This is a genomic window from Chromobacterium aquaticum (assembly GCF_021129195.1).
Lineage (GTDB): Bacteria > Pseudomonadota > Gammaproteobacteria > Burkholderiales > Chromobacteriaceae > Chromobacterium > Chromobacterium aquaticum.
In genome coordinates this window covers 33,369-53,144 of the sequence record NZ_JAJOHW010000065.1, presented here as the reverse complement: position 1 = coordinate 53,144, position 19,776 = coordinate 33,369, and the positions used below count along the sequence as shown (strand labels likewise).

Below are 19,776 nucleotides of genomic sequence, written 5' to 3'. Positions count from 1 at the left end.
CATGCACCGTTTCCCCGCCCTGCCCGCGCCCGAGGCGCTGATCGACACCCATTGCCACCTGGACGCGCCGGAGCTGGCGCCAATGCTGTCCGCGGTGCTGCAACGCGCGCGCGCCGCCGGCGTCGGCCAGATCCTGGTACCAGCGGTGCGCGCCGACACCTTCGACGCGGCCGCCGCCATGCGCCGCGAACACGGCTGCTGGATAGGCTTCGGCCTGCATCCCATCTATCTGGAACAGCATCTGGACGAACATCTGGAACAGCTGGAGCGCGCGCTGCGCGAGCAGCGGCCGGAAGCGGTGGGGGAAATCGGCCTGGATTTCTACCTGCCGGAGCTGGACCCGGCGCGGCAGGAGGCCTTGTTCGTCGAACAACTGAAACTGGCGCGCAAATACGCGCTGCCGGTGGTGCTGCATGTGCGCCGCTCGGTGGACCGCGTGCTCAAGCATCTGCGCGAGCAGCGCGTCGAGCTGGGCATCGCCCACGCCTTCAACGGCAGCCCGCAGCAGGCGGAGGCTATGCTGCGCCAAGGCTTGAAACTGGGCTTCGGCGGCGCGATGAGCTACTCCGGCTCGCAGCGCATCCGCCGGCTGGCGGCCACGCTGCCGCTGTCCGGCCTGGTGCTGGAAACCGACGCGCCCGACATCCGCCCGGAATTCGCCCAGGACCGGCCCAATGAACCGGCCCATCTCGCCGCCTTCAGCGCGCTGCTGGCCGAGCTGCGCGGCCTGCCGGAACCGGAACTGCGCCGCGCCTTGCGCCGCAACAGCCTGGACGCGCTGGGCATCGCCGGCTGAGCCATGGCGCACCGTGAGCGCGACTCACCGTGCTACGCCTCCCGAAGCGCAGCAGACTTTGAACAGGTTCTTAGAACGTGTTTACGATCTTGCGAGCTAGGGCGAGACAAGGCGAAAACCGTTGAGAAAGCGGAATGTACAAGCGGTACATGAGCATTTCGAAACGGTTTTCAACGCCGTATCGCCGACGCGCAGCAGATCGTAAACAGCTTCTTAGGTGCGGAAGCGCTTCAAATTAGTGTCCAGATCGACCGACAGCTGCTGCAATTCCTGCGACAAGCGGCTGGCCTGGCCGGACGCCTTGGCGGTGCTCTCGTTCATCTGCGCCATCTGCTCGACATTGTTCGCCACCAGCTGGCTGGCGTGACTCTGCTCCTTGATCGCGTTGGCGATGTCGGTGATGCGTTCCACCGAATGCTGCGACAGCTGATGGATTTCACGCAATGCCTCCGCCACGCTGGAAGTGCTGCTGACCCCGCTTTCGATGCGGGCATTCGCCTGCTGCATGCTCTGGTAAGCGCGCTGGGTATCGGTCTGCACCCCCTCGATATGGGTGGAGATCTCGGCGGTGGCCTGGCTAGTACGCTCGGCCAGCTGACGCACCTCGTCGGCCACCACCGCGAAGCCGCGCCCCATCTCGCCGGCGCGCGCCGCCTCGATCGCCGCGTTCAACGCCAATAGATTGGTCTGGTCGGCGATGTCGCGGATCACCCGCACGATGTCGCCGATATCGCTGGAGCGCTGGTTGAGCTGGTCCATCACGGCCGAGGTTGCGGTGATGCCGCTGGCGATCAGCTGGATTTCGCTGGCCGCGGTTTCCGCCAGTCCGTTGCCGCGATCCGCCTGCGCCATGGTCTGGCGCGCCTGCTGCTCCACATCGCGGGTATTGTCGGCCACCAGATTGATGCTGACCGACATCTGCTCGATCGCCGCGGCGCCGCTGGCAGCGGACTCGGCCTGATTGGCCGAGGCATTGGACACTTGGTGGCTGACGTCGGCCATCTGCCCGGACGCGCCGGCCAGATGGGTGGCGTGACCCTGCGCCTCCTGCACCAGCCGGCGCACGGTGCCGACCAGCGAGGCCAGCGACTCGCCGACGCTGCCGAGCTCGTTGCGGCCAAAGTCCGGCAAGGCCAGGTTCAAATCGCAGGTTTGCGCCAGCTGCTGCGCGGAATCGCGCATCTGCAGCAGCGGAATGCGGATGGAGCGGATGATGTACCAGGACACCACCAGGCTGGCCAGCAGGCCAATCACCACCGTGCTCAGCAACTGACTGCGCACCGCGTCGGCGGACGCATCGATCTGGCTGCGCAACTGCGCCACCGCATCGGAACCGCCTTTTGCCAGCTTGGCGCTCACATCCTCCATCTGGTGGATGCTGCTCTTGTACTGGTTGAACGCGCTATTGGCATCACTGGTGCTGGCGATCTCATGCTTGTCGATCTTGCCGGCCACCGCCTTGAAACCATCGGCATAGCTGTTGAGCAGGCCGTCCAGCGCGCTCAGCTGCTGGGTGGAATCACCGTTGAGCGGATGAGTGCCGGCATTCTTGATCGCCGCGTGCGCGCCATCCAGCGTCTTGCTCCATTTCTCGCTGTACTCCGCGCGCTTGGCGTTGTCGGCCAGATTAATGAAATAGTCCTTCTCGAAGCGCCGCAAGTTGCCCATGTGCTGCTGCAACTCCACCACATCGCGGTAGAAGGCCAACTCATGGGTGCTGACAGCCTCCACCCGGCTGGAAATACTGCCCAGGCCGATGAAAGCCAGCAAGCTGGTCACCGCCAACGCCACCAGCAATAAGGCGAAACCCAGGGTAATCCGGGCCGCAATCGTCATGTTCCGCATTTATACACTCCCCAACCAAACTATGTTTTTTTTGGATTCCCGCCGATTCAAGTTCGCGGTTTCGCGGCGATTGTAAACCAAGCCGTTTGCGGCGTTCGCCGCATGACTACGGCAAGTTTCACAGTCTGCCTACCGCATGCGCGATGGACGCAAAAAAAGCCGTCAGCATGAGCTGACGGCTTCCTTTTGGCTGCGCGCGAGGTCTACTGCGGCTGACGCGACAACTTGAAGGTTCTGGCAAAGCCCAATACACAGACGAAGAATAGTCCGCTCAAAAAGATTTCGCCCCATGCAAGTTGTTGCGACAGGCCGCGATCGGCCCAACCGCGCATCACGCCCTCGGTGAAATAGGCCAGGATGAACATGCTGGCCCATTGATAGGTGTACAGACGCTGGCTCAGGATGCCGCGCAGCGGCAACAGCAACACCGCCGCCTTCAGCGCCAGCAAGGAACCGCCTGGACGCAGCGGCGCCAGCCACAACTCCCAGGCCAGACACAGCAGGATCAGCGCGATCAGCGAAGCCGCCGCGCCATAATGCCAAACATTGCGGCTCATGGCCGGTCCTCCAACATCGCGCGCTCCTTCTTGCGGCCCAGGAACACCGCCATGAAAATGCCCACCTCGTACAGCAACCACAACGGCACCGCCAGCAGCGTCTGCGACAACACGTCCGGCGGAGTGACGATGGCGGCGACGACGAAGGCGCCGACGATCACATAGGGCCGCCCCTGACGCAGTTTTTCCACCGATACCACGCCCATGCGCACCAGCAGGATCACCACCACCGGCACCTCGAAGGTGACGCCGAAGGCGAGGAACATGCCGAGCACGAAGGATAGGTATTTATCGATATCGGTCATCATGCTGACCCCGACCGGCGTCACCGCCGACATGAAGCCGAACACCACCGGGAACACCAGGAAGTAGGCGAAAGCCATGCCGGTGAGGAACAGCAACAGGCTGGCCACCACCAGGGGCAGCACCAAACGCTTCTCGTGATGGTAGAGCCCGGGCGCGACGAAGGCCCAGATCTGGTACAGGGTATTGGGCAGCGAGATCAGGAAAGCCACCAGCATGGTCACCTTGACCGGCACGAAGAACGGCGCGGTGACATCGGTGGCTATCATGTTGGCGCCTTGCGGCAACGCGTCCAGCAAGGGCTTGGCCAATAAATGGTAGATATCGCCCGACCAGTGGAACAGGCCGAGAAACACCAGCGCGACGCCGAGCAGCGCCCGCACCAGGCGGGTGCGCAGCTCGATCAAATGCGCGAGCAAGGGTTGTTCATTCATTCGCGGGGGTTTCCAATGGAGTCAGGTTGGCGTGGCTGGCCGCCCGGCCTGCCGGGCGGGCTCAATGCGCCGCCGGCGGCTCGGCCGGCTGCGCCGCCGCGGAAGCGGCGGGCTTGGCCGGCGGGATATCGTCGAACAGATCCAGTTGGTTCTCGTCCTTAGCCGGCGCGGCCTCGGCCTGCTCCGGCGGCGGGTCCAGCAAATCCGGCTGCAAACCGCCATGGATGGCGTTGGCCGCTTCCTCCACCGGCGCGCGCGCCTCGTCCGCCAGCGAACGCAGTTCGGCGCTGTTCTGCTCCATCGCCTCGCGCACGCCCCGCACTTCGGCATCGATCTGGCCTTTGAACGAGTGCGCCGCGTCCTCGATATCCTGACGCAGCTCGTTCAAGCCGGTCAGATTGGCCTGCTGCTGGATGTCCGCCTTCACCGTGGCCACGAAGCGCTGCGCGCGGCCCACCAGCGCACCCAAGGTGCGCGCCACCGTCGGCAAGCGCTCCGGCCCCAATACCACCAGGGCCACCACGCCTATCAACAGGATTTCGCCAAAGCTGATTTCAAACACGCTAGAGCCGCCCGCGCCTTATTTCTTGTCGGCGTCGCCGTCGATGATGCGGCCGGTTTCAGCCGGCTTGTCCTTGGCGGCCTTGTCGTTCTCGCCGTTCATGCCTTCCTTGAAGCCTTTGACCGCGCCGCCCAGATCTTCACCGATATTGCGCAGTTTCTTGGTGCCGAACACCAGCACCACGATCAGCAGAACCACCAACCAGTGCCAGATGCTGAAAGAACCCATGATTCACTTCCTTATCAAATCGAATTAGTACGCGGAGGCCGCCCGGCCTCCCGCTGCGGCCGCGTGGGCCAATCAGTTCTTGTGGCCGAACACATGCACGTGCAGGTGGAACACTTCCTGCCCGCCGCCGCGGCCGGTATTGATGCCGGTCTTGAAGCCGCCCTCCAGGCCCTGCTCGCGCGCCAGCTTGGGCGCCAGCGTCAGCATCTTGCCCAGCACAGCCTCGTGCTCGGGGCCGCAATGGGCCAACGAATCCACGTGCAGCTTGGGAATCAGCATGAAATGCACCGGGGCGATCGGACGGATGTCGTGGAAGGCCAGCACATCGTCGTCCTCGTAGATCTTGTTGGCCGGAATCTGCCCGGCCACGATTTTGCAGAAGATGCAGTCTGTCATTATTGTCGGCTCTCGCTCAATCTTAAGGGGTGGGCGCGCGGGAGGCTTTTTCGTCCAGGCCGGAAATGCCTTCGCGCCGTTTCAACTCCATCAGCACGTCTTCTGGTCGCAGGCCATGGTAGGTCAGCAACACCATGCTGTGAAACCACAGATCGGCCACTTCGCGCACCAAATGCAGCTTGTCCTTGTCCTTGGAGGCCATCAGCGTTTCCGCCGCCTCTTCCGCCACTTTCTTCAAAATGGCGTCCTCGCCCTTGTGAAACAGGGAGGCCACGTAGGAAGACTGCGAACTGGCCTCGCGCCGCGCTTCCAGCGTGTCCGCTATGGTTTTCAGCACATCCTGGCTCATGTCTCTCCTCCTTTAACGCCGCAACCCCGGCAAGTATATGTCGTTCCGATGGCAAAACGATAACAATCGCCTCGCCGGCTGCCATTCTAACGGCCAGCCGCCGCAAGGCGTTGACCACGCGCAAGTCAGCCCTTGCCGTAGATCGCGTCCGGATCCTTCAATACCGCGTCCACCACTTCCCAGTCCTGCCGCGCCGGGTCGAAGCGACGATAGAAGCAGCTTTCGCGACCGGTATGGCAGGCGATGCCGCCGGCCTGCTCGATCTGCATCACCACCACATCGCCGTCGCAATCCAGCCGCAGCTCCTTGACGCTTTGCAGATGGCCGGAATCCTCGCCCTTCTTCCACAGCTTGCCGCGCGAACGGCTCCAGTAATGGGCCACGCCGGTTTCGGCGGTCAGTTCCAGGCTTTCCCGGTTCATCCACGCCACCATCAGCACCCGGCCGCTGGCGGCGTCCTGGGCAATCGCGGTGACCAGGCCCTGGCCATCCCATTTGACTTCATCCAACCAATTCATGGTTCACCTTTAGAAGGCCGCGCGCCTTGGCTATGAGTGGCGGCGCGGCAAATGATTCAGCGCGGCGCCCGCTTCGCCTCAAATTAAGACGCCGGCAAGAGTGTCGATCGGAAGGCGTTCACAGCCGCACTTCGATGCCGGCGTTCCGCATTGCCTGTTTGGCCTCGCCCACGGTGTGTTCGCCAAAATGGAAAATGCTGGCGGCCAGCACCGCGTCGGCCTTGCCCAGCTTGACGCCGTCCACCAGGTGCTGCAGCGTGCCGACGCCGCCGGAGGCGATCACCGGAATCTCCACCGCTTCCGACACCGCGCGCGTCAGCTCCAGATTGAAACCTATCTTGGTGCCGTCCCGATCCATGCTGGTCAGCAGGATTTCGCCGGCGCCCAGTTGCTGCATCTTGCGCGCCCACTCCACCGCATCGATGCCGGTGCGGTTGCGACCGCCGTGGGTGAACACTTCCCAGCGATCGTTTTCCGGCGTCACCGCCTTGGCGTCCACCGCCACCACGATGCACTGGTTGCCGAAGCGATCCGCCGCGTCGCTCACCAGCTGTGGATTGCTCACCGCCGCGGTATTGATGCTGACCTTGTCCGCGCCGGCGCTGAGCAGGCGGCGGATGTCCGCCACTTCCCGCACGCCGCCGCCCACGGTCAGCGGAATGAATACCTGTTCCGCCACCGACTCGATCACATGCAGGATGATGTCGCGCTGGTCCGAGCTGGCGGTGATGTCGAGAAAGGTCAATTCGTCCGCGCCCTGCTCGTTGTAGCGGCGGGCGATTTCAATCGGATCGCCGGCATCGCGCAGACCCAGGAAGTTGACGCCTTTGACGACGCGACCCGCGGTCACGTCCAGACAGGGGATGATGCGTTTGGCAAGCATATGGGGTCCGGCAAACGGCCAACCGGCCCGAACAGTGCGTACGGGCCGGCGGCTTGATGAGTCAGAAACAGGCTATCAGTCCGACAGTTCGTCGGCCAGCGTCTGCGCGGCGGCGAAATCGATGCTGCCCTCGTAGATCGCGCGACCGGTGATCGCGCCTTCAATGCCCTCGTCCTCCACCGCGCACAGCGCGCGGATGTCGTCGAGGTTGCTGAGGCCGCCGGAGGCGATCACCGGGATGGTCAAGGCCTGCGCCAGCTTGACGGTGGCGTCGATATTGACGCCGTTCATCATGCCATCGCGGCCGATGTCGGTGTAGATCACCGAGTTGACGCCATAATCCTGGAAGCGCTTGGCCAGATCGGTCACGTGGTGGTTGGTGATCTTGGCCCAGCCATCAATCGCCACCATGCCGTCCTTGGCGTCCAGGCCGACGATGACCTGGCCGGGGAAGGCGTCGCAGGCATCGTGCAGAAAGCCCGGAGTCTTGACCGCGGCGGTGCCAATGATCACGTAGGACAAGCCCATGTCCAGGTATTTTTCAATGGTGTCCAGGTCGCGGATGCCACCGCCCAATTGCACCGGCATCTCGTCGCCGACTTCGCCCAGGATGTCGCGGATCACCGCCAGATTCTTGGGCTTGCCGGCGAAAGCGCCGTTGAGATCGACCAGATGCAGGCGCCGGGCGCCTTGATCGCGCCAATGGGCGGCGACTTGCACGGGGTCGTCGGAGAAAACGGTGGCATCGTCCATCACGCCCTGTTTCAGGCGTACGCATTGACCGTCTTTCAGGTCTATCGCGGGTATGAGCAGCATGGTGCTAAATCAAACGTGAGTTAAACACTGCCATCCCAGGCCAAGAAGTTCTTCATCATCTGAAGGCCGGCCCGGTGGCTCTTTTCGGTGTGGAACTGGCTTGCGAAGATGTTCCCACGACCGACAATACATGAAAACCGCTCTGGATATTCACTTTCCGCCAGCGTCAGGCCCGCATCGGCCGGCGCGAAGTGGTAACTATGCACAAAATAGAAGCGCTCGCCGTCGGCGATGCCGGCGAACAAGGGATGGACCGCGGTTTGGAACACCTGGTTCCAGCCCATGTGCGGCACTTTCAGGCGCTCGCCCTCGGCGTCGCGCAATCCGGCGGCAAAACGCGCCACCTTGCCGGGAAACAGGCCCAGGCCTTGGGTCGGCCCCTCCTCGCTTTCCTCGAACAATAGCTGCGCGCCGACGCAGATGCCAAAAAACGGCTTGTTCTTGGTGCTTTCCCTTATCGCCTCGGCCAGCCCGTGCTGATGCAGCTCGCGCATGCAGTCCGGCATCGCGCCCTGGCCGGGGAAGATCACCTTGTCAGCCTTGAGCACGGCCTCCGGCTCGCTAGTGAGAAAGATCTCGGCGCCGATATCGTTGACCGCCTGCGCCGACTTGAGCACCGAATGCAGATTGCCCATGCCGTAATCCACTACTGCAACTTTCATCGCCATCCTACAAGTTCGCTTCGGGGGTGGCAGGGCTCCAGCCGAATCCGGAGCCCTGGGGAAAAAACGGCGCGACCGGCTTATGCGCTCAGCGTGCCCTTGGTCGACGGCGTCTGCCCGGCCATGCGCTCGTCCACCTCACAGGCCATGCGCAAGGCGCGGCCGAAGGCCTTGAAGATGGTCTCGGCCTGGTGATGGCTGTTGACCCCGCGCAGATTGTCTATATGCAGCGTGACCATGCTATGGTTGACGAAGCCATGGAAGAACTCGGAGAACAGGTCGACATCGAACTGGCCGATGCTGGCGCGAGTGTATTCAACCTTGTATACCAGGCCAGGACGGCCGGACAGATCGATCACCACCCGGCTCAAGGCCTCGTCCAGCGGCACGTAGGCGTGGCCATAGCGGCGGATGCCCTTCTTGTCGCCTATCGCCTTGGCGAAGGCTTGCCCCAGGGTGATGCCGATGTCTTCCACCGTATGGTGGGCGTCGATATGCAGATCGCCGTGGGCGACCACGTCCAGATCGATCAGGCCGTGACGGGCGATCTGATCCATCATGTGGTCGAGAAAGGGCACGCCGGTTTCAAAGCGGCCGACGCCGGTGCCGTCCAGGTTCAGGCTGACGGTGATCTGGGTTTCCAGGGTATTGCGGGTAACGGTTGCGGTTCTCATGGCTCAGGCGAAGTAAGCGTCCAGGGCCGCCAGCATGGCGTCGTTTTCCTGCGGCGCGCCCACGGTCAGGCGCAGGCATTGCGCCAGCAGCGGATGGCTGCCGTGCAGTTGCTTGATCAGGATGCCGCTGGCCTTGAAATGCTGATACAAGGCCGGCGCGTCCGGCACCCGGATGGTGATGAAATTGGCTTCCGACGGGAAAGCCTCGATGGCGGCGTGACGCGCCAGGCCGGCGGCCAGCCGGCCGCGTTCCTCGCACAGCTCCGCCGCCTGGCGGTTGAACACCTCGATATGGCGCAGCGAGAAGCGCGCGGCGGCCTGGGTCAACACATTGACGTTGTACGGCGGCCGCACCTTGTCCAGCTCCTGGATCCAGGCGGCGGGGCCGGCGGCATAGCCGAGGCGGATGCCGGCCAGGCCCAGCTTGGACAGCGTGCGCATCACGATCAGATTGTCGCGCAGGCCGGCCAGGTTCATGAAGCTGTCGCTGGCGAAGGCCTGGTAAGCCTCGTCCACCACCACCAGGCCGGGCGCGGCCTCGCAGATCGCCTCCACCTCGGCGCGGGCGAAACGCGGCCCGGTCGGGTTGTTGGGATAGGACACGAACACCACCGCCGGCTGATGCTCGGCGATGGCCGCCAGCGTCGCCGGCAGGTCCAGGCTGAAATCGGAACGCAGCGGCACGCCGACATAGTCGAGGCCGGAGAACAGCGCGTTCATCTTGTACATCACGAAGGACGGCTCCAGCGCCAGCAGCTTGGCGCCGGGGCGGGCCAAGGACTGCGCCACCAGGGTGATCAGCTCGTCGGAGCCGTTGCCCAGCAGCACCTCGGCCGGCTCGGGTATGGCAAACGCCTGCTTCAGCTGGGCTTTCAGCGTGCCGCCGGATGGGTCCGGGTAACGATTGACGGCGACGTCTGCCAGGGTCCGCGCCAGTTCCTGGCGCAGTTCGGCCGGCAAGGGCCACGGATTCTCCATGGCGTCGAGCTTGATGTAGCCGTCTGCGGAGGCTACCGGGTAAGCGCTGATGGCGGCGATCTCATCGCGCACCAGTTGTCGGACGGACTTTTTCATGATCTTGCAATACGGCCTTGCGGCCAACAAGAGCCCCGCTGACGAGGCCGCGTTATCGGAAACGGCGAAAAGCTATAGTAGCTGGTTCATTCGCTTTCAGCTACTCAAGCCAATGCGCCCGTTGTTGCAGCCGCGCCGGCAGTTCCACACCGTCGCGCGCCAGCGCGCTGCGGCTGAAAACATAGCGCCCTTCCGACGGCGTCACCGGGAACAGGCTGGCGACCGGCTGCTGCTGAAACAACACCTGCTCGGCCATCTTGGCCGCCTCCCTGCCCTGCTCGTAGCCCGACAGCACCAGGCCGCCGGCGGCCTTGTCCTTGCCCACGGCGAAATCCCAGAACGCGAACAAGGGCAGCTTGGCGTGGGCGGCGGTCCAGCGCAGCACCTCGTCTCCCGGCACCACCTTGCCGTCGGCGCCGCGCAAGGTGAAATAGAGCCCCACCCAGATCGCCTGGTAACGACCGGCCGCGCCCTGTACCCGCCGTTGCCATTCCGCATAGGAGCCGGTCAAGGCCAGATCGACGTGGATATTGGCCAGCAGCATGCTGTCGCGGCCGACGAAGGTTTCGTCGCGGATGATGCGCGAGGTGAGGTCGTCATCGAACAGCACCAGCGCGCTGCGCAGCCCTTTGACGGCTTTGCCCAGCTCGAAGACGCTGCGCAGGATCAGCGGCCGTTCCAGCACGCCGCTGACGCGAGGCGCCGCGCCTGGGAAATAATTGCGCGGATTGTTGTTGATGCCCAGATAGATCACCGGCACGCCTTGCTGCGCCAGCTTGCTGCCCACTCTCTGTAACGCGGCGTCGTCGCCGACGATGACAAGGTCCGGCCTTATTTTCGCCGCCATCGCCAGCGCCTCGTCTGCGCGCGCCTGGTGCTGGGCCGGCGGCAGACGCTTGGTGTCCATCGCGTAATAACTCAGTTGCGTCCGCTTGCCCAGGCGCTCCTGTATCGCCCGGCGGTAATCCTGATCCCAGGGGTAATCGCTGTGATAGCTTTCGACGACGAACACGCGCGGCTGCGCCCAGCAGGCAGCGGACATGAAAACGGCCAGACAGAGTCCGGCCGCGATACGTGGCAGGCTGAGCATCGCATTCTCCGGTTATCTTCCCAGCTTAAGCGATACGGCCGCGCTTTGCTCCCTAGGCTAGGCGTCCAGCCGCAGCTCGGCCGCGCGCGCGTGCGCGCTCAGGCCTTCACCATGGGCCAACAGGCTGGCGACCTGGCCCAGCGACTGCGCGCCGGCCTGGGACACCCGGATCAGGCTGCTGCGCTTCTGGAAATCATAGACGCCCAACGGGCTGGCGAAGCGCGCGGTGCGGCTGGTGGGCAGCACATGATTGGGGCCGGCGCAGTAGTCGCCCAGGCTTTCCGAAGTGAAGCGTCCCATGAAGATGGCGCCGGCGTGACGGATCAGCGGCAGCAATTCGTCCGGGTTCGCCACCGACAGCTCCAGATGCTCGGGCGCGATGTAGTTGGCGATCTCGCAGGCTTCGGCCAGGTCGCCAACCTGGATCAGCGCGCCGCGATTGCCGAGGCTGGCCTCGATGATGGCGCGACGCGGCATCTGCGGCAGCAGCTTGGCGATGCTGGCCTCGACCTCGGCGATATAGTCCGCCGATGGGCACAACAAGATGGCCTGGGCGATTTCATCGTGCTCCGCCTGGCTGAACAGGTCCATCGCCACCCAATCCGGCGGGGTGTCGCCGTCGCAAATCACCAGGATCTCGGACGGACCGGCCACCATGTCGATACCGACCACGCCGAACACGCGGCGCTTGGCCGCAGCGACATAGGCATTGCCCGGCCCAGTGATTTTATCGACCTGGGGCACGGTCTCGGTGCCGTAGGCCAGCGCAGCCACCGCTTGCGCGCCGCCACAGGTGAACACCTTGTCCACGCCGGCGATGTAGGCGGCGGCCAGCACCAGATCGTTGCGCTCCCCGTCCGGCGTCGGCACCACCATGATGATTTCGCCGACGCCGGCCACCTTGGCCGGCATCGCGTTCATCAACACCGAGCTGGGATAGGCGGCCTTGCCGCCCGGCACATAGATGCCGACGTGGTCCAGCGGCGTCACTTGCTGGCCCAGCAAGGTACCGTCCTCGTCCTGGTAGCTCCAGGAATGCGCCAACTGCTTTTCGTGATAGCGGCGCACCCGCTCCGCGGCGGTGCTCAGCGCGTGGCGCACCGGGTCGCTCAGCCGGTGGAAGGCGGCTTCCAGTTGCTCCCGCGACAGCGTCAAGTCGGCCATGGACGCGGCGCGCATGCGGTCGAATCGGTTGGTGTAATCGATCACCGCGGCGTCGCCGCGCGCCTTGACGTCGTCGCAGATGGCGGCGACGGCAGCGTCGACAGCCGGGTCCTGCGCGGTTTCAAAGGCCAGCAGCGCCTGCAGGCGGACGGTGAAATCGGCTTGGGAGGAGGACAGTTTCAGCATGGGGACAGACCTCAGGCCGGCACGGCGCCGGCGAATGCGTCCAGCACTGGCTGGATCACGTCGTGTTTGAGCTTGAGCGCGGCCTGGTTGACCACCAGCCGCGAACTGATGTCGACGATGTGCTCGACCGCGCACAGATCATTGGCGCGCAGCGTGCCACCGGTGGACACCAGGTCGACAATGGCGTCGGCCAGGCCGACCAGCGGCGCCAGTTCCATCGAGCCGTAGAGCTTGATGATATCGACGTGCACGCCCTTGCGGGCGAAGTGTTCGCGCGCGATCTGCGGGTACTTGGTGGCGATCTTCAAGCGCGCGCCGCGGCGCACCGCTGCCTCGTAGTCAAAGCCATTCTGCACCGCCACCATCATCTTGCACTTGGCGATATTCAGATCCAGCGGTTGGTACAGGCCGGCGCCGCCGTGCTCGATCAGCACGTCGCGGCCGGCGATGCCCAGATCGGCCGCGCCGTACTGGACATAGGTCGGCACATCGGATGCGCGCACGATCACCAGTTGCACGCCCGGATGGTTGGTGCCGATGATCAGCTTGCGCGAGGCTTCGGGGTCCTCCGCCGGAATGATGCCGGCGGCGGCCAGCAGGGGCAGGGTTTCTTCAAAGATGCGCCCTTTGGACAGGGCAATAGTCAGCTTCATGGTGTCTTGCGGCAAGAATGAAAATCGGAATGAAAACAGAGCTTAGGCGTCGGGCTAGCCCACCAGCGCGCGGCGTTCGCGCTCCAGCAGGCCGACATAGCGCTGGATCTGCGTTTCCAGCGCCGGGGTTAGCCCCAGGTAGGAGCAGCCGATGCGCACCGCCTCGTTGCCGTTGCGCAGCTTGGCGGCCAGCCTATGCCTGACCTCCAGGCCGAGATGCAATGCGCCCAGCGGTTTCAGGTCCAGCGTGCAGCGCTGGTATTGCTGGCCGATCTCGAAGCCGGGCGTGCCGGCCTGCGGCAGCCACATGCTGACGCCGCCCAGGCTGATGTCGAATAGGATCAGGTCCGCCGGTTTGTGCGGATAATCGGCCACATGGCAGATCACCGGGTTGGCCACCGGCGTCTGGATGCGGAAAAACTCGCGGCGCTGCAGCTTGATCACTTGCTCGGGCAGGTCGGCCTGGAACGCCGGCTGGCCGTCCCAGTCTATGCGCCGCACCTGGCCGGTGACAAACTGGGTCTTGACCCCTTCCGGCGAGCAGACGAAGACGTTGCGCTCGCTGGCCAGCAAGTGTTCATTGGTCTCCGGGTCCGCGCCCCAGTCGAACACCAGGGTGCCGGCCTTGTGGTCCACTTCCAGGAAACGGGTCAGGATGAAGGTTTTTCCCTTATTGGAAAACACCGTCACCATGTGGCCGTTCTTGGCGATGCCGGCCAGATGATGGGCGATCTCCACCGACGTGGACAGCGTGTATTTGGCGAGGTCCAACGATGGCTGCGAGCCGGATGTTGCGCCAGCGTTATGGTCGTTGCTCACTTTGATCCGACTTTCATGTCTGCGTCAGTTTCCGATAGCCCAAGTTTAGCGTAACAACTGGCCAATATCATGAGCCAAGCTCGCCGACGGCGTGCCATAGGCCTCAAACACCCGCAAGCGGCCCTTCTTGTCCAGCAAATAGGAGCCGGCGCTGTGATCCACGCTATAGCCGCCGCCCGGCTGGCTGACGCGCTGGGCAACGATCTTGTACTGGTTCTTGATTTGCTCCACCTCGCCGGCCGTGCCGGTCAGGCCGACGAAGCTGCGATTGAAATGCGGCACATAGCCGGCCAGCACCTGCGGCGTATCGCGCTCGGGATCGATGCTGACGAACAGCACCTGCACCTCGCCGGCCTTATCGCCCAACTGCTTCACCGCGGCCGCGTATTCCAGCATGGTGGTCGGGCACACGTCCGGGCAATGGGTGTAGCCGAAGAACAGCGCCACCACCTTGCCCTGGTACTGGGACAGGCTGCGGCGCTGGCCTTGGTGATCGGTCAAGGTGAAATCGCCGCCGATGGACGCGCCGGCGACATCGGTGCCTTTCAGGTCCAGTTTGGGTTCTTCCGGCGAGCAGGCGGCCAGCCACAGCGGCAGCAGCAGCCAGCCGGCGAGTTTTATCAATTTGCGCATCAGGAAACGGGTATCAGCCAGTAATGGTCTATCAGCAGAGCCGCGAATAGCCAGGTCAGATACCAGATCGACCAAGCAAACGTGCGGCGGGCCAAAGCGTCAGCATACTGACGATGCAGGCGCACGGCAAGAAACACCAGCCGCGCGTCCAGGACCAGCGCCGCCAGCAGATAGAACCAGCCCGACATCCCCATCGCCACCGGCAGCAAGGTCACCGCCGACAGCAGCAGCGAGTACAGCAGAATCGACAGCGTGGTGAAGCGCTGGCCGTGAGTCACCGGCAGCATGGGCAGGCCAGCGCGGGCATAGTCGTCGCGGCGGTACAGCGCCAGCGCCCAGAAATGCGGCGGCGTCCACGCGTAGATGATCAGGAACAGCACCAGCGCGAACGCGTGCACCTCGCCGGTCATCGCCGCCCAGCCCAAGACCGGCGGCATCGCGCCGCTGGCGCCGCCGATCACGATGTTCTGCGGCGTATTGGGCTTGAGCAGCAGGGTGTAGACGATGGCGTAGCCGACGAAGGTCGCCAGCGTCAGCCAGGCGGTCAGCGCATTGACCAGGCCTGCCAGCAAGGCCATGCCGATGCCGCCGGCGGTCAGCGCGATGACCAGGGTTTCGCCGACGCCGGCTTCGCCGCGCGCGGTGGCGCGCCAGGCGGTGCGACGCATATTGACGTCCACCGAGCGCTCCACCAGGCAATTGATCATCGCCGCCGCGCCAGCCACCAGCGCGATGCCGGCGGTGGCCGGCAGCAAGCGCGCCGGGTCCGGCCAGCCCGGCCCCGCCAGAAACATGCCGATCACCGCGCAAAACACGATCAGCCCCACCACCCTGGGCTTGGCCAGCAGCAGCAGGGCCAGCGCATGCTGGCGCGCCTGCCTAAGCTCTATTGCGTCCATGCTCCCCCCTTTGCCATCCGGCGTTCAAACCCATTCGCGGCCGTCCTTGGCCGCGCGCAGCAACGGCTGCTCCACCGCCCGCGCCTGCCGTGCCAGCGGGCGCAGCCGCCAGGCCAGCAAGCTGCTGAGCAGCAATAAACAAGCGGCTCCGGCATTGTGCAGCACCGCCACCGGCAAGGGCAGCGCCAGCAACACATTGGCGATGCCCAGCCCGATCTGCAGCGACAGCGCCGCCAGCAAGCAACACAGGTGGCCGCGCAGCGCCGGCAGCCGCCAGCCGGCGCGCGCCACGCTCAGGCACAGCGCGGCCACCAACAGGGCCCCCAGCCGGTGCAGCCAGTGGATGGCCACCAGATTGCCCACTGCCAGCGGACTGCCGTCAGGCGCTTCGCCCAGCGCGCGGAATAGATGGAAAGCGTGTTCGAAGCGCATCTGCGGCCACCATTCGCCATTGCAGGCGGGAAAACCCTGACAGGCCAGCGCCGCGTAATTGGTGGACACCCAGCCGCCCAGAGCCAGCTGCAATGCCACGGCCAACGCCAGCGCGCGCGCCAGCCAGGCCAGCGGCGCCGGCGCGGCCAAAGGCGGCAGCCGTGGCGACAGCGCCAGCCAGGCCAGCAACAGCAGCACCGATGCGCCGCCCAATAGATGCAGGGTGACGATGGCCGGTTTCAGCAGCAAGGTCACCGTCCACATGCCCAGCAAGCCCTGCAGCAACACCACCGCCAACAAGGCGCCGGCCGCGCGGCGATGGTATTTGCGCCGCCACGCCTGCCAGCCGATGGCGACGATCAGCAAACCCAGCGCGCCGGCCAGGTAGCGATGCCCCATTTCCCGCCAGGCCTTGCCCAGGCTGACCGGTCCGTCAGGGTTCTGTGCGTGCTGCTGCAGGATTTCGGCGGCGGCGTGGTGCGGAGAAATCTGGCCGTAGCATCCCGGCCAGTCCGGGCAGCCCAGCCCGGCGTCGGACAGGCGCACATAGGCGCCGAAAGGCACGACCACGCATGCCAGGATGAATGCCAGCCAGATCAGTCGCCTCATGCTGCGCTCCCCTTGTCGAGCGGCCAACAAACTGCGAATGTCGCGAACCGCGCGTGCGCCGCGACAGAATGGACTCAACCGATGCCGTTATTGGTTTTCAGCACCCGGCCGATTTCCTGTATCACTTTCTTGGGGTCGGCGGCATCGGGGTAGAACAAGACCTGGTTGCCCAGCGGGTCCACCAAGTAATAGCCGCCATCGTCGACGTCCGTCTGCACGGTTTGTACGATGTGGGTGGCGTCCACATCCTCGTGCAGCGCCTGTTCCTGCCAACCCAGCCGGGTCAGCCGGCCGGCGGCCTCGCCCTGGGCGATCTGGATCTGACGCATCGCGAAAAAGCGCTGCTGGCAGCGCGCCTGGCAGCCCGGCTCTATCCTGGCCGCCAGCACCCATTTGCCGCGCGGCCAGCCTTGCGCGCCGGTCAGCACGAACGGCCGGGTCGGCAGCAACTGACCGTAGCTCTTGCCACCCTGCGGCGGCATCAGCCGGTACACCGCCCAGGAGGCCAGTACCGGCGCCAGGCAGATCGCCGCCATCAACAACAGCTTCAGCCGGCCGCGACGCGCCGTCGGCGACACCTCCACCTGCGTCATTGGGAACGCCTCCTCAGTGAATACAAGGACAAGAGCAGTAGCAGGCCCAGCAATAGCCATTGCGCCGCATAGGCGTAATGGCGTTCCGGCATGAACTCCGGCAGCACCGGCCAATGCCGCAGCGGATCCTGCGAATGCTCCAATACCACCACGCCCTGATGCCAGGGACCGGAGTAGCGCTGGCGCAGCGCGGTCATATCGATGGAATCGACTCGCCCCTGGATGCCGGCCACCGCGCCGGGCAGCACGAAATGGCGCGGCAAGGGCATCCAATGGCCGCGCAAGGTCAGCGCCTGCGGGTCGATGGCGGGCAGCGTCACGCCGTCGGCCAGCCAGCCCAGGTCCACCAGGGCCATCGCGCCGTCGCTGAGCCGCCATGGCTGCAATACCCGCCGCCCCTTGACCTCGCCCAGATAGCTGTTTTCCAGCTGCAGCACCGGTCCGGCCGGATGCGCGTCCGGCAGCGCCACCCGGGTGAACTCCGGCTGCGGGCTGGCCTCGCGGTAGAGCAGGCTGACCGGTTGCACGCCGATGGCGCTGGTCAGCGAGCGCAGCAACTCGGCCTTTTCCTGCGCGCGCTGCCATTGCCATGCCGCCAACAGGAAGGGCAACAAGGCCATGAGCAATAAACACAGCCAAGCCAGGCGTTTGCCGCTAGACTTTAAAGCTGAAGACTGACGATCCAATCGACCGGGGGATTGCGCGATGAAATTTGTCATCCTGTTCTTGCTCGCCTGCATCTTGCTCGCTCTGTTCTGGGGTCTGACCGGCTTGCTGAAGTCCGATCAGGGCTCTCAACGCCTGGTTCGTTCCCTCACTCTGCGCATAGGCCTGTCCATCGGCCTGTTCCTGCTCTTGCTGCTGGGCGCGCTGTTTGGTTGGTGGCGTCCTCACCAAGCTTAGCCGAAGCGGCCGCCCCCGTCCGGCGGCGGCCCCTGGCCTTTGGTTCTGCCGCCGCGCGGCAGATAGCTAAGCTGTCTCTCACAACCAGTAGACGAAAACGAACAGCAATAGCCACACCACGTCGACGAAGTGCCAATACCAAGCCGCCGCCTCGAAGGCGAAATGGTGCTGGTCGTCAAAATGTCCGCGCATCACCCGCAGCCAGACCACGCCCAGGATGATGGTGCCCAGCAGCACATGCAGGCCGTGGAAGCCGGTCAGCATGAAGAAGGTCATGCCGTAGGCGCCCGAGGCCAGGGTCAGGTTCAGCTCCGACATCGCATGGCCGTATTCGAACAGTTGCAGGCACAGGAACAAGCTACCCAGCAGCACGGTCAGCAGCAGGCCCAGCTTCAACTGCTGCCGCTTGCCCTGCAGCAATGCCCAATGCGCCCAGGTCACCATCGCGCCGGAACTCAGCAGGATCAAGGTATTCAAGGCCGGCAGGCCCCAGGCGCCCATCGCCTGGTAGGGTTTGGTGATGCCGGGCCCGGTGGCCAGCGGCCAGGAGGGGTCGAAGTCCGGGTACAGTATCTTGTAGTCCATTTCGCCCAAGGTCGGCACCGATACCACCCGCACCCAGTACAAGGCGCCGAAAAAGGCGCCGAAGAACATCACTTCCGAGAAGATGAACCAGCCCATGCCCCAGCGGAAGGACATGTCCTCCTTGCCTTGGTAATCGCCATGCCGGCTTTCGCGGATCACATCGCCGAACCAGCCGAACAGCATATAGATCAAGATCAGCGCGCCCACGCCCAGCGATAGCTTGCCCAGCGGCTGGCCATTGACGGCGAAAGCCGCGCCCAATCCCAGGCAAAACAACGCCACCGCGCCCACCGCCGGCCAGCGCGATGGCTGTGGCACGAAATAATGCGTCTGCTCCTGCTCATTCGCTGTCGTCATTGCGTTCTCCCCGCACACCGATTAGGACGTGGCCAGCCGCACCACCAATAGCAACACTCCAATAAAAGTGGCCGCCAACAACAGCGCGGTCAATATCAGCTGCAGCGGCGACAGCTTGCTGTCCTCGCGCGCGTCCGCCTTGCGGCGCACGCCGAAAAAGGCGGACAGCACCGCCAACACTCCTTGCCATGCCCTCATGAACCGGCTCCCGCGTTGCCCGGCACATCGAATACGGTATAGGCCAGCGTGATGCTGTCTATCGAGGCCGGCAAACGCTTGTCTACGACGAATACCACCGGAAAACGCCGGGTTTCGCCCGGCGCGAACGCCTGTTGGCGGAAGCAGAAGCATTCCAGCTTCTTCACATACTCAGCCGCCGCCGCCGGCAGGTAACGCGGAATCGCCTGCCCCACAACCCGCTGGCCGCTGGCATTGGTGATTTCATATTCCACCTGCACGAACTGGCCGGGCTTCACCTTGAGCCGAGTCTGCAAGGGCCGCACCTGCCACGGCAGGCCGGCCTGCACCGTGGCATCGAAAGTCATTTCCACATCGTGCGCCGCCGCCGTGGCCGGCGCGGCCTCGTCCAGGCTATCGGCCTTGACCACGTTATTGAGACCGGTGACTTCGCACACCACGCGGTATAGCGGGATCAGCCCCCAGGCGAAGACGAACATCAGCAGCGCCACCACCGCCAGCTTCTTCATCAGCTGGCGGTTGCTGCGGTTCTGTTTGGCGGCGGCTTCCATCGCATCG

Annotated in this window: 27 protein-coding genes; 2 read left to right on the top strand and 25 right to left on the bottom strand. The window is 64.4% G+C overall.

Annotation, left to right across the window (positions count from 1 at the left end; all coding sequences use genetic code 11):
• The first annotated feature begins 1 nt into the window (after position 1).
• Positions 2 to 796 (top strand): TatD family hydrolase, encoded by a 795-nt coding sequence (locus LQT98_RS10635; RefSeq protein WP_231462297.1) that lies wholly within the window; start codon positions 2 to 4, stop codon positions 794 to 796.
• 213 nt (positions 797 to 1,009) lie between these two features.
• On the opposite strand, the gene LQT98_RS10630 is transcribed toward LQT98_RS10635, so the two are convergent.
• From LQT98_RS10630 to LQT98_RS10525, 22 genes are all read right to left on the bottom strand, one after another.
• Positions 1,010 to 2,632 carry a methyl-accepting chemotaxis protein gene (locus LQT98_RS10630; protein ID WP_231462296.1) on the bottom strand — a complete coding sequence of 541 codons (1,623 nt, stop codon included), beginning with the start codon at positions 2,630 to 2,632 and terminating at the stop codon, positions 1,010 to 1,012.
• Positions 2,633 to 2,844: 212 nt separating this feature from the next.
• Entirely contained in the window at positions 2,845 to 3,198 is a 354-nt protein-coding gene (locus LQT98_RS10625) for a DUF2069 domain-containing protein (protein WP_048408020.1), read from the bottom strand.
• Positions 3,195 to 3,935 carry a twin-arginine translocase subunit TatC gene (gene tatC, locus LQT98_RS10620; protein WP_048408019.1) on the bottom strand — a complete coding sequence of 247 codons (741 nt, stop codon included), beginning with the start codon at positions 3,933 to 3,935 and terminating at the stop codon, positions 3,195 to 3,197. Before tatC ends, LQT98_RS10625 begins: the two co-directional genes overlap by 4 nt.
• A 61-nt stretch (positions 3,936 to 3,996) precedes the next feature.
• The gene (gene tatB, locus LQT98_RS10615; protein WP_048408018.1) at positions 3,997 to 4,497 is read right to left on the bottom strand and encodes a Sec-independent protein translocase protein TatB; all 501 of its coding nucleotides are present in this window, start codon (positions 4,495 to 4,497) and stop codon (positions 3,997 to 3,999) included.
• 18 nt (positions 4,498 to 4,515) lie between these two features.
• Positions 4,516 to 4,725 carry a Sec-independent protein translocase subunit TatA gene (tatA, locus tag LQT98_RS10610; RefSeq protein ID WP_043589548.1) on the bottom strand — a complete coding sequence of 70 codons (210 nt, stop codon included), beginning with the start codon at positions 4,723 to 4,725 and terminating at the stop codon, positions 4,516 to 4,518.
• Between the two features lie 72 nt (positions 4,726 to 4,797).
• On the bottom strand, positions 4,798 to 5,121 hold the full coding sequence (locus LQT98_RS10605; RefSeq protein WP_048412989.1) for a histidine triad nucleotide-binding protein: 324 nt from the start codon (positions 5,119 to 5,121) through the stop codon (positions 4,798 to 4,800).
• 22 nt (positions 5,122 to 5,143) lie between these two features.
• Positions 5,144 to 5,470 carry a phosphoribosyl-ATP diphosphatase gene (locus tag LQT98_RS10600; protein WP_043589545.1) on the bottom strand — a complete coding sequence of 109 codons (327 nt, stop codon included), beginning with the start codon at positions 5,468 to 5,470 and terminating at the stop codon, positions 5,144 to 5,146.
• 125 nt (positions 5,471 to 5,595) lie between these two features.
• Entirely contained in the window at positions 5,596 to 5,988 is a 393-nt protein-coding gene (hisI, locus tag LQT98_RS10595; protein ID WP_048408016.1) for a phosphoribosyl-AMP cyclohydrolase, read from the bottom strand.
• Between the two features lie 118 nt (positions 5,989 to 6,106).
• Positions 6,107 to 6,871, bottom strand: coding sequence for an imidazole glycerol phosphate synthase subunit HisF (hisF, locus tag LQT98_RS10590; protein ID WP_231462295.1), 765 nt, complete (start codon positions 6,869 to 6,871; stop codon positions 6,107 to 6,109).
• A 75-nt stretch (positions 6,872 to 6,946) separates the two neighbouring features.
• Positions 6,947 to 7,687, bottom strand: coding sequence for a 1-(5-phosphoribosyl)-5-[(5-phosphoribosylamino)methylideneamino]imidazole-4-carboxamide isomerase (hisA, locus tag LQT98_RS10585; protein WP_048408014.1), 741 nt, complete (start codon positions 7,685 to 7,687; stop codon positions 6,947 to 6,949).
• 20 nt (positions 7,688 to 7,707) lie between these two features.
• On the bottom strand, positions 7,708 to 8,349 hold the full coding sequence (gene hisH / locus LQT98_RS10580; RefSeq protein WP_231462294.1) for an imidazole glycerol phosphate synthase subunit HisH: 642 nt from the start codon (positions 8,347 to 8,349) through the stop codon (positions 7,708 to 7,710).
• Between the two features lie 80 nt (positions 8,350 to 8,429).
• Positions 8,430 to 9,023: an imidazoleglycerol-phosphate dehydratase HisB gene (gene hisB / locus LQT98_RS10575; RefSeq protein ID WP_231462293.1), complete on the bottom strand. Its 594-nt coding sequence runs from the start codon at positions 9,021 to 9,023 to the stop codon at positions 8,430 to 8,432.
• A 3-nt stretch (positions 9,024 to 9,026) separates the two neighbouring features.
• Positions 9,027 to 10,097, bottom strand: a complete 1,071-nt coding sequence (hisC, locus tag LQT98_RS10570; RefSeq protein ID WP_231462292.1) for a histidinol-phosphate transaminase — start codon at positions 10,095 to 10,097, stop codon at positions 9,027 to 9,029.
• A 100-nt stretch (positions 10,098 to 10,197) separates the two neighbouring features.
• The gene (locus LQT98_RS10565) at positions 10,198 to 11,139 is read right to left on the bottom strand and encodes an ABC transporter substrate-binding protein (protein WP_048408041.1); all 942 of its coding nucleotides are present in this window, start codon (positions 11,137 to 11,139) and stop codon (positions 10,198 to 10,200) included.
• 105 nt (positions 11,140 to 11,244) lie between these two features.
• Positions 11,245 to 12,537, bottom strand: coding sequence for a histidinol dehydrogenase (gene hisD, locus LQT98_RS10560; protein ID WP_231462291.1), 1,293 nt, complete (start codon positions 12,535 to 12,537; stop codon positions 11,245 to 11,247).
• 11 nt (positions 12,538 to 12,548) lie between these two features.
• Entirely contained in the window at positions 12,549 to 13,190 is a 642-nt protein-coding gene (hisG, locus tag LQT98_RS10555) for an ATP phosphoribosyltransferase (protein WP_048408009.1), read from the bottom strand.
• Positions 13,191 to 13,244: 54 nt separating this feature from the next.
• Positions 13,245 to 13,961 (bottom strand): flagellar brake protein, encoded by a 717-nt coding sequence (locus tag LQT98_RS10550; protein WP_231462290.1) that lies wholly within the window; start codon positions 13,959 to 13,961, stop codon positions 13,245 to 13,247.
• Positions 13,962 to 14,054: 93 nt separating this feature from the next.
• The gene (locus LQT98_RS10545; protein ID WP_231462288.1) at positions 14,055 to 14,642 is read right to left on the bottom strand and encodes an SCO family protein; all 588 of its coding nucleotides are present in this window, start codon (positions 14,640 to 14,642) and stop codon (positions 14,055 to 14,057) included.
• The gene (locus LQT98_RS10540) at positions 14,642 to 15,541 is read right to left on the bottom strand and encodes a heme o synthase (RefSeq protein WP_231462286.1); all 900 of its coding nucleotides are present in this window, start codon (positions 15,539 to 15,541) and stop codon (positions 14,642 to 14,644) included. Before LQT98_RS10540 ends, LQT98_RS10545 begins: the two co-directional genes overlap by 1 nt.
• A 24-nt stretch (positions 15,542 to 15,565) precedes the next feature.
• On the bottom strand, positions 15,566 to 16,582 hold the full coding sequence (locus tag LQT98_RS10535; protein WP_048408005.1) for a COX15/CtaA family protein: 1,017 nt from the start codon (positions 16,580 to 16,582) through the stop codon (positions 15,566 to 15,568).
• 74 nt (positions 16,583 to 16,656) lie between these two features.
• Positions 16,657 to 17,175 (bottom strand): hypothetical protein, encoded by a 519-nt coding sequence (locus LQT98_RS10530; RefSeq protein ID WP_048408004.1) that lies wholly within the window; start codon positions 17,173 to 17,175, stop codon positions 16,657 to 16,659.
• Complete coding sequence (locus LQT98_RS10525) at positions 17,172 to 17,795, bottom strand: SURF1 family protein (RefSeq protein WP_231462284.1); 624 nt, start codon at positions 17,793 to 17,795, stop codon at positions 17,172 to 17,174. The genes LQT98_RS10530 and LQT98_RS10525 overlap by 4 nt, the downstream gene beginning before the upstream one ends.
• An 85-nt stretch (positions 17,796 to 17,880) precedes the next feature.
• On the opposite strand from LQT98_RS10525, the gene LQT98_RS10520 reads away from it, so the two are divergent.
• On the top strand, positions 17,881 to 18,078 hold the full coding sequence (locus LQT98_RS10520; protein WP_048408003.1) for a DUF2909 family protein: 198 nt from the start codon (positions 17,881 to 17,883) through the stop codon (positions 18,076 to 18,078).
• 78 nt (positions 18,079 to 18,156) lie between these two features.
• On the opposite strand, the gene LQT98_RS10515 is transcribed toward LQT98_RS10520, so the two are convergent.
• The 3 genes from LQT98_RS10515 to LQT98_RS10505 are packed head-to-tail and all read right to left on the bottom strand — an operon-like array spanning position 18,157 to position 19,769.
• Positions 18,157 to 19,020 carry a cytochrome c oxidase subunit 3 gene (locus LQT98_RS10515; RefSeq protein ID WP_048408002.1) on the bottom strand — a complete coding sequence of 288 codons (864 nt, stop codon included), beginning with the start codon at positions 19,018 to 19,020 and terminating at the stop codon, positions 18,157 to 18,159.
• 21 nt (positions 19,021 to 19,041) lie between these two features.
• The gene (locus LQT98_RS10510) at positions 19,042 to 19,218 is read right to left on the bottom strand and encodes a DUF2970 domain-containing protein (RefSeq protein ID WP_081544914.1); all 177 of its coding nucleotides are present in this window, start codon (positions 19,216 to 19,218) and stop codon (positions 19,042 to 19,044) included.
• A complete protein-coding gene (locus LQT98_RS10505) occupies positions 19,215 to 19,769 on the bottom strand; it encodes a cytochrome c oxidase assembly protein (RefSeq protein WP_231462282.1) in 555 nt (184 codons plus the stop codon). Before LQT98_RS10505 ends, LQT98_RS10510 begins: the two co-directional genes overlap by 4 nt.
• Positions 19,770 to 19,776 lie beyond the last annotated feature (7 nt).